A 13,710-nucleotide genomic window follows, 5' to 3' on the forward strand; every position below is an offset into this window, starting at 1 on the left:
TGGCCCTACACATTTGGTTTGTCGAAACTTTGTTTAGTTTTCAAAGATCTACTCGCCGTCTTGCGACAACTTCTATATCATAACCTTAACAAACAAAACTGTCAAGAATTAATTTTAAATATTTTTATCTAAACTGCTCAAATAACTTTTAAAATTGTACCAAATTCAATTAATTGAGTTAAACAATTAAAAATTGATACCTGAATCAGCAACAATTAATATCATACTTGCTTTTACCAAAATCGTCAAGAACTTTCTCGAATTTTTTTCAAAACTAAACAAAAAATCTTTAGGTCTTTCCTAAAGATTTCTCGCTTTTATTCTTCTGGTAAAATTTCGTAAGCTAACATATCCGCGAAAGTTTCACGTCGAACCACCAATTGTGACTTACCATTTTCACAAAAGACTACGGCTGGACGACCATTACGATTATAATTAGAAGCCATCGTGTAACCATAAGCCCCCGTTGACGGAATCGCTAAGATGTCACCTGGTTGCGTGTTTGGTAAAGGACAGTCTTTAACCAGGATATCACCAGACTCACAGTACTTCCCAACTACAGTAACAATTTGTTCATTTAAGGCTTGTGGAGCTTTGGCCAAGAAAGCTTCGTACTTTGCTTGGTATAAAGCTGGACGAATGTTGTCTCCCATCCCGCCATCCACGGCTAAGAAGTGACAAACCCCATCGACATCTTTACGTGAACCGACTGTATATAAGGTTGTGGCTGCTTCACCTGCTACGGCCCGCCCCGGTTCTATCCAGATTTCTGGCATAGCTAAACCTTGACGTTGCGTTTCATCCTTAACCGCCCCTAAAATATCGTGAGAAAACTGTTCTGTATCAATTACTTGATCTTGGTCAGTGTAGCGAATCCCAAATCCCCCACCAATATTCAGTTCCTTAGTCACGAAGCCCAGTTCATCTTGCCACTGTTTCATCATTTGAACCATCTTCTTAACAGCCATTACAAAGCCAGCTGTTCCAAAAATCTGGGAGCCAATATGGCAATGCAACCCTTCAACTTCAATACGTGGATTGGCTATTAACATTTCCAAAGCTTTCCGTGCTTGACCAGAAATAATATCAAAACCAAATTTGGAGTTCGCTTGTCCAGTGGAAATATAGGAGTGGGTTTCCGCTTCAACCCCGGGAGTAATACGTAATTGAACTTTCATAGTCGTGTGATGTTTCCGCAAAATCTTATCTAAAAATCTAATTTCTTGGAAGTTATCAATAACAATACGACCAATTTTTTCTTCAACCGCCATTTCTAATTCTTCTGGTGTTTTATTGTTACCGTGAAATTCAATCATTTCTGCAGGCATCCCACCTTTTAAGGCAGCATAAAGTTCCCCACCAGAAACCACGTCACAACCAACCCCTTCATTAGCAACCAAACGATACATGGCCAGCGCCGAAAAGGCTTTACTTGCATATGAAACGTGAAAAGGCACCCCAGCTTTAACAAAGGCCTTTTTGAAGTCACGTAATTGTTGTTTAATCGCTGTCACATCATAGGCAATGACAGGTGTTTGGTATTCTTGTGCTAGTTGTAAGGCGTCCACACCACCGATTGTTAGATGTCCAGCCTCATTTGTTGGTACTTTTAACACGTTCTTTCATCCCTTCTTTTAAAAAATAAAGAAGCCAGAAAACCCAGCTTCTTTTCCCACTATTTTTCGTCACTCTTTAAGACGCCACCTACAGCGTAGCGATCTTTTTTCATTTCATTTAAAATAACGTGGACATGTTCAGCTGGGGCACCAGTATTCGCAGTGACCGCTTTAGTTACATCTTCCACCAAGTGTTTCAATTGGTCTTGTGAACGACCTTCGATTAATTCAATATGAACAAGTGGCATAACCCGACTCCTCTTTTCTTCTTACTATATTGCTATCATTATAAACAAGATATAATCAAAAGGCAATAAATTATTAACCTTTCCCCTAAATTTTTAACGGATTTTTTGTTAGAATAAATAAGTGAAAAATAAGAAAAGAGGATTTACATGACAGTAACAAAACAAGAACTTTCAGCTTGCACCAGTATTTTAATTGGGAAAAAAGCCTCTATTGACGGTTCAACAATAATTGGACGCAATGAAGATGCTAAAAGCGCTTGGCCAAAACACTTGGTGATTCACCCGCGGACTAAAATCCCTAATCATACTTTTACTTCCAACGATACCGGTTTAAAGCTTAACCTTCCTGAAGTCGCCTATAAATATAGCGCGACACCTGAATGGACTGATAAATTCGGTTTATTTGAAGAAGATGGTATTAATGAGTATGGCGTAGCCATGTCAGCAACCGAATCAGCTTACGCCAACCAAAGGGTTCTCGGTGCTGATCCGTTCGTAACTGGAGGTATAAGCGAAGAAGCCATGGTGACCGTTGTTTTGCCTTACGTCAAAACCGCCCGCCAAGGAATTTTACGTTTAGGACAAATCATCCAAGAACACGGAACAAGCGAAGCTAATGGAATTTTATTTGCGGACCAAGACGAAGTTTGGTACATGGAAGTTGGTTCTGGCCATTACTGGGTCGCCCAACGCATTCCCGACGATGCTTATGCCGTCGTAGCTAATCAATTAGCAATTCAAGAAATCGACTTTGAAGATCCCGACAACTTCTTGTTTGCTCCGGGGATTCAAGAATTTGTAGCTCAAAACCACTTAAACCCTCACCCTAATGGTTTTAACTTCCGCCAAATTTTTGGAACTCAAACTTTAAGCGATGAGATTTATAGCACTCCTCGGGTTTGGTATGGTCAAAAAATGTTCAACCCTGAAATTAGTCAAGACCCAATGAGCGAAGAACTCCCCTTTATACGCAAAGCCTCTCGACTTTTAGATTTAAAAGATGCTACTGACTTTCTGAGCTCCCACTATCAAGGGACAGAATATGATCCTGTCGGTCAAGGCAGCTCCACCCAAAAACACAAGTTCCGACCTATTTCTTTAGCCAAAACCCAAGAGGCTCATGTTTTACAAATTCGGCCCAACTTACCACCAGCAATTGCTGGTATCCAATGGTTAGCTATGGGAGTCGCAGCGCAAAGCGTTTTTGTTCCTATTTATCCTGGAGCAAGTGACGTTCATCCAGCTTACAAGATAGGGCAAGAAGAATACCAACCAGATTCTGCTTACTGGATCTACAAACACGTCGGGGTCTTAGCTGACGCTCACTACCACGAATTCATGCCTTTAGTCAAAGAAGTGCAAGAAAAATTAAATATTTACTACCGTTATGAAGTTCATGCCAGCGACATACAAGCTCTTAAACTTGAAGGACAAGATCTAACCAATTTTTTAACTGAAAAAAACATTACGTGGCAAGCTAAGGGAATTGAGGCTTACCAACAATTGTCCCATAAATTAATTACCTTAGCCACCGATAAATCACCTTTAAATTTCAAAACTGACGCCAACTTATAGGAGTGTTAACCAATGAATATACAAACCTATCCCACCGGGGTCTTACTCCCTGATTTAGGCTTAGACACTTTAGGACAAACCACGATTTTAACTCACCTTAGTCAAAGCAACCTCGATCTTTTGACCAAATATCCTGACCATGACTTTTACCTCAGTCTTGATTTATTCATGCTATTACAAAAAATGACACGCTTAGGTATCTTAGCTACCTATCCATCAAATATGAAAACTTTACCCTTGGGTTATCCCACTACCATCGGACCTTATACGGTAACTGCCTTAGCTAGTGATAATGGCTATCTTGGAGCCATTGCCCTTATCTTGGAAAAAGATGGTCAAAAAATTGGTTACCTCCCTAGCTTTTTACCACAAGGTATCCACAAAACGCGCATTAAAAAATTAAAAAAGCACTTAAACGCCGCACAACTAGATATACTCTTAATTGCTCAAAGTATGGCCACTGAGCAACCCGCCCTAAACTATAAACAACTAACCAAGTATTTTACTACGCAACTGGCAACAGCGTCTTCCTTTGCGGCATATCCCTACAGTCCCGAGCTCTTATTGAGACTTGATGACCTAGCTCAAAAACAAGGTCACCCCCTAAACTGGCAACCTGACTTCCAGGCATACCTCCAGGCTTTTGACCTTTATCACGATTTTTCATCGGTTGGACAGTTAGAACAAGTTAGCCAAGCGGACTTAACCTTAGGTTACGATTTAAATCTTACCGCCACTATGACACCGGCCGAACTCAGAGAAGTCGTCCACGTAATTGCCGCCCAAAAAACTATTTACTTTTAGAAGAGGAATCACTAACATTCCAAGACGAATGTCAGTAATTCCTTTTTATTATCACAAAACACTTCTTCCTCATCATTAGCTGATGAAATGTGTTATACTAAAGTTAACATAACTAATCAGGAGGTCTATTACTATGGATTACCCTTATCAAGAACAATTCGAACGTTATCTAAAAGATGTTAAAAAACTCAAAGATTCAACCATTGCCGATTTCTATAATGACTTAACCGACTTTTTTAATTACGAATCCCACTTTAATCGTACCTACCAAGAAATTGGACTGGTCAAAGTCCTCAGCGAAAATGACGTTCGTGACTATCTCGAAATGCTATCAATTAAGCGTGAATATAAAAATACCACCTATAATAAGGTGCTCTCTCATCTAAATATTTACTTCATTTTCCTTTTCACCATTAAAGCCTCAGCGGACTTACCAACCATTAATATTCACGGCAAAAAACGTTCTACTGAACTCGCCGTCCCCCTTAATTGGACCGATGATTTGGAAACTTATCTAGCCGACGAAAGACTTACCGACTATACACGCCTAATTATGTTGCTAACTGCACGATTTTATTCCGTCAAAGAAATGATGGCAGAAGGTTTCTATCGCGTCTTAGAACATGAAGACTTCACCCCTAGTCAAGCCACTTTTTATCAAGATTTTCGTCAAAGACAAGCAACCATGCGCTTGCGTCAAGCCTGTGATGACCTCTTTTTGAAGCAACACATCCGACCTGATGCCCCACGTTTAACCATCTATGCCCTGCATAAATATCTTAACAAAGATACTGCAACTTTAGGATTTAAGCCTGCCCCCCGTGAAATGTTACAAGCTGCGGTCATGAACTTTATCATCCAAAATCAAAGCTTAAGTGATACCCAATTGATGAATATTATGCATCTTCCTCCTCAATCCTTAGCTTACTATCGTAATTTAATCCTCAAAAAAATGCGCTGAGATTCAGCGCATTTTTTAGTAGAAATCATTTAATTGATCAGCCAATTCAATCATTTCGGCATCATTTTCATTATCCTGTAAGAATAAGTTCACACATTCGCGTGCTAATTGCCGTTCCCCTGCATTTCTAAAGAAGTAAGCCGCATCCCGTAAGTAATCAGGATTAGATTCCAAAACGGGCTTAGCAGCAACATAGTTCTCCACTGCTCTTTCATAGTCATCTAAACGTGCGTATGATTGTCCCAAATTCCAGTAAATTTGAGCATCAATTTCATCATTCTTCAGATAAGTGGTCAAAAAGTCGATGTTTTCTTGGTCCTTTTGGTTAGTAAGGTAAAGATTACTTAATTCCAGGACTAGAGTTAGGTTATCAGGATCTTGTTCCAGAGCTTCTTGAATATATTTTTCCGCCTTTTGCGGTTGACCCAAAGCTGTCGCATAGCGGGCCGCTAATTGGTATAACAGGACATTATATTCATCGACTGCTAAACCTTCCTGTACCGTAATCAAGGCATCGGCATAATCACCGTGTTTTGCTTGCAGTTCAGCTAAGGCCGGATAAGTCGTCGCATAATCCGCCTTTTCTTCCTTCAACTTAGTGTAGTTTTTGATAGCCTCTTCTTCTTGACCTAATTGTGCTTGGGTAAAGGCCAATTGGAAACGCGTATCGGCATCCAAATCTTCTTCGTGAATCTGTTCTAAGTAAGCCAAAGCTTTTTCAAACTTTCCAGCTAAAGCATAGGCCATCCCTAAGCGTTGCACTAAGTTCACCCGGGAATAGTTGATAACTCCAGACTTGATTAAGTCTAGGTAGTATTCCGCCGCTTGTGGGTATTTCTTCATATTGAAATATAGCTCTGCCAAGGCGAATTGAATTACTTCTTCATCAGGCGCTAAGCGATAAGCTTCTAAGAGTTTTTGCTCACTGACTTCAAACATCGCTTGGGTTTGGTACAAGTCAGCTGCTACTAAAAGGCTAGAAATATATGCCGGTGAGTCTGGACTAATGTCTGCTAGATAATTCAAAGCTTCTCCATCTTGACCATCATTAATGGCAATATCTGCCAAAGCAGTTTTCAAATCATCTTCATTCGGAAAATCCGCTAAGAGCTTTTGGTAGGCACGTTTGGCCATATCATTCAAACCTAAAGCATAGAGTTCTTCTGCCATAGAATAGACCATTTCAGGACTATCCTTACGTAGAGACCAAATAAATTTTTTCTTGGCTAAATCCAAGTCACCATCACTGAGGGCTTGGAGCATTTCTTCTGCAAATGTCATGTTATCTTCCTTTTCTTTTCCAGCAAAAAGACCGAGACAAAGTCCCGGTCTTTGTGTTAAACAAGCTTATTTAACAGCATCCTTTAAAGCTTTACCTGGCTTGAATGCAGGAACCTTGCTTGCAGGAATTTGAATTTCTTCACCTGTTTGTGGGTTACGACCCTTACGAGCAGCACGGTCACGTACTTCGAAGTTACCGAAGCCGATTAATTGTACCTTTTCACCTTCTGCTAAAAAGTCTTGAATTGAACCAAAAACTGCGTCAACTGCAACAGTTGCGTCCTTCTTAGTCAAACCTGTCTTTTCTGCAACAGTATCGATTAATTGTGCTTTGTTTGCCATGTGTAATTTCACCTCCTCTAAAGAGATCGACTGCCAAAGACAGCCTTGCTTACCTGATGCTACAGGTAAAAACAATGACTCACAAAATCATTGCTCACTTAATAAAATACCATATAAAGCTTGATATAGCAAGCTTTTTGCCCCGAATTTTTGCTCAGCTTCAGGGATTTTTTACTTTCTTCTTCTTTCAATTAAGTGAATTGGCGTTCCTTCAAAATCAAAGGCTGCTCGGATTTGATTTTCTAAGAAACGTTCATAAGAAAAGTGCATCAAATCCGGATCATTAACGAAAATTACGAAAGTTGGTGGCTTAACCGCTACTTGGGTTCCATAGTAAACCCGTAGTCGCTTACCATTGTCAGTTGGCGTTGGGTTGTGAGCAATAGCATCCATTAAGACATCGTTTAAGACCGCAGAAGAAATCCGTTGTGAGTGGTTTTCATTAACCTTCTTAATCATCGTTGGCAAGCGGTCTAATCTTTGTTTAGTTTTAGCTGATACAAAGACAATTGGCGCATAGGAAAGATATTGGAATTCTTGACGAATCAAATTTTCGAAATCCTTCATGGTCTTATTGTCCTTTTTCAGAGTATCCCACTTATTAACCACGATAATAATGCCTCGCCCGGCCTCATGGGCGTAGCCCGCCACGTGCTTATCTTGCTCCCGAATTCCTTCTTCAGCGTTTAATACCACACAAACCACATCAGAACGATCAATCGCTTGCATAGCTCGTAAAACAGAATATTTTTCAGTACTTTCGTAAACCTTACCTTTTTTCCGAATCCCAGCCGTATCAATCATAGTGTATTCATCACCGGTTTCTGTGACAAACTTGGTATCAATCGCATCACGGGTCGTCCCTTCAATATTGGAAACAATCACCCGATTTTCTCCTAGAATGGCATTAACCAAAGAAGACTTACCTACATTCGGCCGACCTATAAAGGAGAACTTGATAGAGCCATCTTCTTCATCAGTAATTTTTTCCGGGAAATTCTGGCAAATCAAGTCTAATAAATCCCCGGTTCCAATTCCATGAGTCCCAGAAATTGGGAGTGGATCACCGAAACCCAAAGCGTAGAAATCATAGATTTCCGCCCGCATTTCCGGATTATCAACTTTATTAACGGCTAAAATTACAGGTTTATCTGTTTGATATAAAATCCGTGCAACTTTTTCATCGGCGTCTGTTACCCCTTCACGTCCAGATGTTACGAAAACAATGACATCCGCTTCATCAATCGCAATTTGGGCTTGTTCCGTAATTTGGGTTACAAACGGTTCGTTCCCCATATCAATCCCACCGGTATCAATCAAATTAAATTTTTGTCCCATCCATTCTGAACTAGTATAGATTCGATCCCGAGTAACCCCTGGCGTATCTTCCACAATTGAGATTCTTTCACCGGCAATCCGGTTGAAAATAGTTGATTTCCCAACATTAGGACGTCCAACAATCGCCACAATTGGTTTTGCCATATCCTTACCTCTTTTCTTAAATCAGTTCTTTTTTATCATTTTTCAGCAAAAACTGACCCAAAAGTATGACTTTTGGGTCAGTTTCAAAGTTGACTAACTTAGTCTTGTTTTAATTGGTCACCAATTACATCACCTAAAGTGAACCCAGTTTCTTCTTCTGGAACTTCAACTTTTTCAGGTGCTGGAGCTACTTCTTTCTTTTCAGCAACTGGCTTTTCTTGTAAAGCCTTGATTGATAATGCTAAACGGTGAGCAGCAACATCAACACTTAAAACCTTAACTTGTACAGTTTCACCAGAATTCAATACTTCGTTTGGTGTTGCAATGTGCTTGTGTGAAATTTGTGAAATGTGCACTAAACCTTCTACTCCAGGGAAAACTTCAACAAAGGCCCCGAAAGTAGTTAAACGTTTAACAGTACCTTCTAAAACATCACCTTCGGCAACTTCTTGGGCAACCTTGTCCCATGGTTGTGGTAATGTTTGCTTGATTGACAATGAAATGCGGTCACGTTCTTCGTCAACAGCTAAAACTTTAACGTTAACTTCTTGACCGACCTTCAAAGCATCGGCAGGTTTGTCAATCCGTTCGAAGGAAATTTCTGAAACGTGAACTAAACCATCAACACCACCCAAGTCAACAAAAGCACCAAAGTTAGTTAAACGAGCAACCTTACCTTCGACAACATCGCCGACAACAAGTTTGTCCATAACTTCCTTCTTCTTAGCTTCACGTTCTTGTGCAACTAATTCTTTACGTGAAAGAATCAAACGGTTTTCGCTTGGTTCAATTTCAACAATCTTAAATTCTAATGTTTGACCCTTGAATTGCTTCAAGTCTTCTACGAAGCGGTCGGAAACCATCGAAGCTGGTACGAAGCCGCGTACGCCTGCATCAACAACTAAACCACCCTTAACAATTTGGTTAACTGGGGCTGTAATTGTTTCGCCTGCTTCAAATTTCTTTTCGATGTCTTCCCAAACTTTGCGTTCAGCAAGGCGACGTTGTGACAAGAGGTAGCTACCGCCTTCTTTGTCAGAACCGATTTTAGAAACCACCACTAAATCAAGCACGTCACCAACTGATAATTCAGCATCGTTGCTCAATTCACGCGCAGGAACTACACCTTCAACACCGGCGTTTTCAATTCCAACGATCACTTGACGGTCATCATCAAAGGCTAAAACTTCCCCTTTGACAACGTCACCAACTTTAACATCTTGTACGCTGTTTAAAGCTTCCAATAAATCCTTGTTTGCTTCTGTTTCACTCATGGACTATGTCCTCCTTAACGACTAACTCTAAATTACATTTTATACTATTACTACTTAAAATACCAGTAAAAAATTTATTTTTATCGATTATTTTTCTTTTTGAGCCACCAAATCCATAATCACTGCGACTACTTCATCAATATTTAAACTCGTAGTATCTACCTCAGTAGCATCTACGGCCTTGACTAGAGGCGAAATTTCTCGATGTGAATCTTTGTAATCTCTTTGAGCAATTTCATCTTCTAAAATCTTCAAATTGGAAGGAATACCTTTTTCAAGATTTTCCTTGTGGCGACGTAAAGCTCGTTCAGCTACTGAAGCGATCAGGAAGATTTTAACTTCCGCTTGCGGTAAAACCGTGGTCCCAATATCACGACCATCCATAACGATGCCTCCAGTTTGCGCAATATCTCTTTGCCTTTGAGTTAAATCAGTGCGAACACTAGCTTGAGCCGCCACTGCTGAAACATTGTTAGCTACTTCCGGCATACGGATAGCTTTAGTAACATCTTGACCATTTACTAAAACCTTCTGTTCTGGTTCTGCAGGGACAAACTCTAAACTAAAATCTTGTAATAACTTCGCTAAAGCGAGGTCATCAGTCACGGCGATACCTTTTTGCAGTGCCGCCCAGGTAACCGCTCGATACATAGCACCCGTATCACAATAAATGTAACCTAATTTTTTAGCTACAAGTTTAGCTACTGTACTTTTACCCGCACTTGCCGGACCATCAATAGCAATTTGCATTTTCTTCATCATTTAATACTTCCTTTACACACAAAAATTGTGGCCCAAAGCCACAATTTTGTTTTATTTTACTCTTAACTGTTGTCCCGGTGTTAAATTGCTGTTCGCAGATAAACCAGGATTTAACTGAATTAATTCACTGACTGATAACCCGTGGTTGGCAGCTACCCGATAAATTCCCTGTCCTGCTGCCACCGTAGCATAACTAGCTGTTTCATCAGATGCTTGCGCACTTTCACTTTCAGAGGATTCCGATGTAACAGATTCTTCTGTCGTAGTCATTGTTTCTTCACTAGAGACAGCTTCACTAGCTGACTCTTCTTTTTCACTTTTAGACGTAGCTTTCTTTTTAGAAGAAGTTTTGACTTTACTTGACTTTTCACTACTTGAGGATGCTATGGTCACTTCGTTATCGGAGCTACCCGTAGGATTAGAGGTATTTTGAGAGACAAAGTACAGTCCAATCACCCCTACAATAAGGACAACAAAAATTACTAATAAACCAGTTGTCAACATATTATTTTTCTTATTACTTTTCCGACTAGCTGTTCGTGAAAGATTCCCCTTATCATCTTTATCATCTTCAAATGTATTATTCCATGGTTTCTTTTGATGATCACTCATAATGTTCTGCCCTCGTAATGATTACCGAGGTAAACTCCCTTCTATCGTGAACTTGGCCTTTTTCCCTGACCTTAATACATCTTATTTTATCACACCCTACCTTAATTCGGTAGCTCAAGGTCGCTATTTTTTCCAAAATCCTTAAAAAGCACTTCTAAACATTGCTGATAATTTTGAATTTTTAATTTGTTGGTATCTACCTCGTCCTCTTTTTTTTCTAGTTGCAAAGTCTGGAAGGGGATGGTTGCCGCCCCTAATTGACAACAATTTGTCGTATGCTCAACGACTACTTGCTCATGAAAGTAAGTTAAAATTTGTTGTCGACGACAAGTTTCACTATGAATATATTCTAAAATTTCCTGCAATGCTCGCGCCTTTTCTTGCTTTCTTTGTGTCCACATTTGCTCTAACTGCCCCGCTGTAAAACCATCATTAAAAAAGCGAGCCAATAACGCTTGACCGGGATCTTTTGAATTTAGCGACTGTGGATTTTGACTATAAAAGTTAATCGCTTGTGGATCTGGCAAGTAATCTTGCCCTAAAAAACGGGCTAAGCGCTCATCACCGGGACTATACAAAAGCACCGCAATGGCTTGGCGACCATCTCGCCCAGCACGGCCAATTTCTTGAAGATAATCCTCTAATGTCACCGGTAGGTGGTAATGAATTACATAACGAATATTTTTCTTATTAATCCCCATACCAAAGGCACTCGTAGCAAAGACGACGTCTAGATGTCCACGTAAAAATTGTTCCTGAATAATAAAGCGTTCCTGGTTACTCAACCCCGCATGATAAGCTCCAATCCTTAAATTACTCATCTGCCCCAGAACTTGAGCCATCTGACTAGCCTTCTTCTTACTAGAAAAGTAAACCAGACCAGGGCCTTGTAACCTACCTAATAAGTTCTGAAGTTGAACTTGTTTATCAGTCTCATTTTGACTCTCAAAACTCGCTAAATAAATGTTAGGACGGTCAACCGATAAACGTACTTCAAAGGGGTCTTTCATATTTAAACCTTTTTGAATATCGCCACGCACTCTGGGCGTTGCCGTGGCTGTCAAAGCCAAGGTCGGCGGGTTATGCATTTGTTTTTTTATCCGACCCAAATGCAAATAATCCGGTCGAAAATCCGGACCCCACTGGGAAATGCAATGAGCTTCATCGACGACTAACAAACCTAAATCTAACTGAGCCAAACCTGTACTAACTTCCAAATTTTGAAAAATTTCCGGAGCTAAAAAAATGAATTGATAACTGGTCAAATTCCGCAAAACTAACTGCCGACTAGCCCAGTCTTGCATCGAATTAATCGCTACCACTTTTTTTACTCCTTGCAAGCGCAACTGTTCAATTTGATCTTGCATCAATGATAATAAGGGAGTGATAATAACAACCGTTTTTTGTAAGTAACGTCCGATAAATTGATAACACAAAGATTTTCCTTGACCCGTCGGTAAAATTGCGATGGTATCTTGCTCGGCTAAAAGACTTTCAATCACAGCTCTTTGTCCTGCATGAAAATCTTCATATCCAAAATTAGTTTGTAAAAATTGTTGTAGTTTGTCCATAGCCTACCTCACGCATTTTTTGAATTTGATAAATTCGAAATTTAATAAACTCAACATCTACTCGCTTTTGCTGCATATCCTTATAGCGCCATTTTTCCGGCGAACCATGATAATACTGTCTTAAAATCTCCCGATCAGCAGCTTGAACAAAGGCTTGTTTACGGTCAAAATCAGGATATAAAATAGCCGCTAAGAGAAGATGATCATTAACTGTACTGATTTTAACCCCCCTTAGTTGGGCAATTTTTTGTCGTGAATAACCTTTTAAAAAAAGCCGGTAACTTTCCTGAGCTGGTTCAGAAAAAAGTACATTTCGTCGTAAATAAGGTTCAACTAGACACTTTAACTTATCATTTGCCTGTAAAAAGTATTCCCCCAACCGACTGACCATATCAAGATAATTTACTTCAACTTGTTTGGGTGTCCACCCCACTTTTTTTGCAACCTGTGTTTGAGTAAAACCCGTCTGCTGGTGACCAGCTAATAATAAAGCGAAGGCCAGGGCCGCTTGTGGTTTTTCTTGTGCTAAAAAAGCATCCAAAGCTTGACTAAAATCCACCACGAACTGAGCCTTATCTACCTGTTGCAAAACCATTTTAACTTGATTTTGCAGGAAAATTCTCTGGCTCAAAACCCGGTAATGAGAATTACTATAACTAAGTTCAGAACACACCTGTACCCATAAGGCCAAGGCTTCAGGCCAAAGCTTCATATTGATGCGCCCAAAAAGTTCAGGCTTTTGAATGCAAATTCCAGTTTGCGTAGCCGCCAAAAAAGCTTGTCCCTGATTTGTGAGCACCATCCCTGCCTCACCTTCACTCAGGTAACCTTTTTTTTGTAAGTTTTTAATTTCTTGATCGAAAATCTCTTTCTTTAAATGCGGGTTCAAATAATAGTACTTAAGCCAGTCGTAAGTCCAAGCCCAAAAAGCAACTGACGAGGTTACTTTACCAAGCATTAACTGCCTTAAAACTGCCGGCCTCCGAGCTTGTTGCTGGTCAAAATAACGGAGCCACTTTTCCTCCATAATTGACAGCACCCTTTCTTTTTTCTTTTTATTATACTACGAATTTCTCAAAAATTTCCCTAAAACGCTTACTCATGATTTATTTTTAGGTTAATCAAACTTTTTTTACGGTACACCTAAAAAAACTCTTTTCAGATTGAAAATTTTACGTTACA

Annotated in this window: 12 protein-coding genes and 1 pseudogene; 3 read left to right on the forward strand and 10 right to left on the reverse strand. The window is 39.9% G+C overall.

The genetic code is table 11. From position 1 onward, the window contains the following. Nucleotides 1-317: 317 nt before the first annotated feature. Both lysA and thmT read right to left on the reverse strand, forming a co-directional pair. Nucleotides 318-1,616 carry a diaminopimelate decarboxylase gene (lysA, locus tag FC36_RS00005; RefSeq protein ID WP_025020284.1) on the reverse strand — a complete coding sequence of 433 codons (1,299 nt, stop codon included), beginning with the start codon at nucleotides 1,614-1,616 and terminating at the stop codon, nucleotides 318-320. 59 nt (nucleotides 1,617-1,675) lie between these two features. Further along, a pseudogene (gene thmT, locus FC36_RS00010) lies at nucleotides 1,676-1,867 on the reverse strand (2-hydroxymuconate tautomerase); the annotation flags it as partial. A gap of 144 nt (nucleotides 1,868-2,011) precedes the next feature. Here thmT and FC36_RS00015 point away from each other — a divergent pair. The 3 genes from FC36_RS00015 to FC36_RS00025 all read left to right on the forward strand — a co-directional run bounded on the left by FC36_RS00015 (nucleotide 2,012) and on the right by FC36_RS00025 (nucleotide 5,204). Continuing rightward, on the forward strand, nucleotides 2,012-3,439 hold the full coding sequence (locus FC36_RS00015) for a C69 family dipeptidase (RefSeq protein WP_023858846.1): 1,428 nt from the start codon (nucleotides 2,012-2,014) through the stop codon (nucleotides 3,437-3,439). Between the two features lie 12 nt (nucleotides 3,440-3,451). Next, entirely contained in the window at nucleotides 3,452-4,243 is a 792-nt protein-coding gene (locus tag FC36_RS00020; RefSeq protein ID WP_023858847.1) for a hypothetical protein, read from the forward strand. Nucleotides 4,244-4,376: 133 nt separating this feature from the next. After that, the gene (locus tag FC36_RS00025; protein ID WP_023858848.1) at nucleotides 4,377-5,204 is read left to right on the forward strand and encodes a site-specific integrase; all 828 of its coding nucleotides are present in this window, start codon (nucleotides 4,377-4,379) and stop codon (nucleotides 5,202-5,204) included. 15 nt (nucleotides 5,205-5,219) lie between these two features. On the opposite strand, the gene FC36_RS00030 is transcribed toward FC36_RS00025, so the two are convergent. The 8 genes from FC36_RS00030 to FC36_RS00065 all read right to left on the reverse strand — a co-directional run bounded on the left by FC36_RS00030 (nucleotide 5,220) and on the right by FC36_RS00065 (nucleotide 13,555). Continuing rightward, a complete protein-coding gene (locus tag FC36_RS00030; protein ID WP_025020283.1) occupies nucleotides 5,220-6,485 on the reverse strand; it encodes a tetratricopeptide repeat protein in 1,266 nt (421 codons plus the stop codon). 66 nt (nucleotides 6,486-6,551) lie between these two features. After that, nucleotides 6,552-6,827: an HU family DNA-binding protein gene (locus tag FC36_RS00035; RefSeq protein ID WP_023858850.1), complete on the reverse strand. Its 276-nt coding sequence runs from the start codon at nucleotides 6,825-6,827 to the stop codon at nucleotides 6,552-6,554. A gap of 171 nt (nucleotides 6,828-6,998) precedes the next feature. Continuing rightward, nucleotides 6,999-8,309 carry a ribosome biogenesis GTPase Der gene (gene der, locus FC36_RS00040; protein ID WP_023858851.1) on the reverse strand — a complete coding sequence of 437 codons (1,311 nt, stop codon included), beginning with the start codon at nucleotides 8,307-8,309 and terminating at the stop codon, nucleotides 6,999-7,001. Nucleotides 8,310-8,407: 98 nt separating this feature from the next. Next, nucleotides 8,408-9,583, reverse strand: a complete 1,176-nt coding sequence (gene rpsA, locus FC36_RS00045; RefSeq protein ID WP_023858852.1) for a 30S ribosomal protein S1 — start codon at nucleotides 9,581-9,583, stop codon at nucleotides 8,408-8,410. 87 nt (nucleotides 9,584-9,670) lie between these two features. Further along, a complete protein-coding gene (cmk, locus tag FC36_RS00050) occupies nucleotides 9,671-10,345 on the reverse strand; it encodes a (d)CMP kinase (protein ID WP_023858853.1) in 675 nt (224 codons plus the stop codon). A gap of 51 nt (nucleotides 10,346-10,396) precedes the next feature. Further along, nucleotides 10,397-10,957 (reverse strand): SAG1386/EF1546 family surface-associated protein, encoded by a 561-nt coding sequence (locus FC36_RS00055; RefSeq protein ID WP_023858854.1) that lies wholly within the window; start codon nucleotides 10,955-10,957, stop codon nucleotides 10,397-10,399. Nucleotides 10,958-11,058: 101 nt separating this feature from the next. Next, nucleotides 11,059-12,528 carry a RecQ family ATP-dependent DNA helicase gene (locus FC36_RS00060; protein WP_025020281.1) on the reverse strand — a complete coding sequence of 490 codons (1,470 nt, stop codon included), beginning with the start codon at nucleotides 12,526-12,528 and terminating at the stop codon, nucleotides 11,059-11,061. Continuing rightward, on the reverse strand, nucleotides 12,497-13,555 hold the full coding sequence (locus FC36_RS00065) for a helix-turn-helix domain-containing protein (protein ID WP_025020280.1): 1,059 nt from the start codon (nucleotides 13,553-13,555) through the stop codon (nucleotides 12,497-12,499). The genes FC36_RS00060 and FC36_RS00065 overlap by 32 nt, the downstream gene beginning before the upstream one ends. Between the last annotated feature and the right edge of the window lie 155 nt (nucleotides 13,556-13,710).

Origin of the sequence: Ligilactobacillus equi DSM 15833 = JCM 10991 (assembly GCF_001435735.1) — a bacterium.
GTDB lineage: Bacteria > Bacillota > Bacilli > Lactobacillales > Lactobacillaceae > Ligilactobacillus > Ligilactobacillus equi.

Excerpts from the sequence above, each read along its gene's own strand:
- FC36_RS00015 (WP_023858846.1), top strand. The coding sequence starts at position 2,012 with ATGACAGTAACAAAACAAGAACTTTCAGCTTGCACCAGTATTTTAATT.
- FC36_RS00020 (WP_023858847.1), top strand. The coding sequence starts at position 3,452 with ATGAATATACAAACCTATCCCACCGGGGTCTTACTCCCTGATTTAGGC.
- FC36_RS00025 (WP_023858848.1), top strand. The coding sequence starts at position 4,377 with ATGGATTACCCTTATCAAGAACAATTCGAACGTTATCTAAAAGATGTT.
- FC36_RS00030 (WP_025020283.1), bottom strand. The coding sequence starts at position 6,485 with ATGACATTTGCAGAAGAAATGCTCCAAGCCCTCAGTGATGGTGACTTG.
- FC36_RS00035 (WP_023858850.1), bottom strand. The coding sequence starts at position 6,827 with ATGGCAAACAAAGCACAATTAATCGATACTGTTGCAGAAAAGACAGGT.
- der (WP_023858851.1), bottom strand. The coding sequence starts at position 8,309 with ATGGCAAAACCAATTGTGGCGATTGTTGGACGTCCTAATGTTGGGAAA.
- rpsA (WP_023858852.1), bottom strand. The coding sequence starts at position 9,583 with ATGAGTGAAACAGAAGCAAACAAGGATTTATTGGAAGCTTTAAACAGC.
- cmk (WP_023858853.1), bottom strand. The coding sequence starts at position 10,345 with ATGATGAAGAAAATGCAAATTGCTATTGATGGTCCGGCAAGTGCGGGT.
- FC36_RS00055 (WP_023858854.1), bottom strand. The coding sequence starts at position 10,957 with ATGAGTGATCATCAAAAGAAACCATGGAATAATACATTTGAAGATGAT.
- FC36_RS00060 (WP_025020281.1), bottom strand. The coding sequence starts at position 12,528 with ATGGACAAACTACAACAATTTTTACAAACTAATTTTGGATATGAAGAT.
- FC36_RS00065 (WP_025020280.1), bottom strand. The coding sequence starts at position 13,555 with ATGGAGGAAAAGTGGCTCCGTTATTTTGACCAGCAACAAGCTCGGAGG.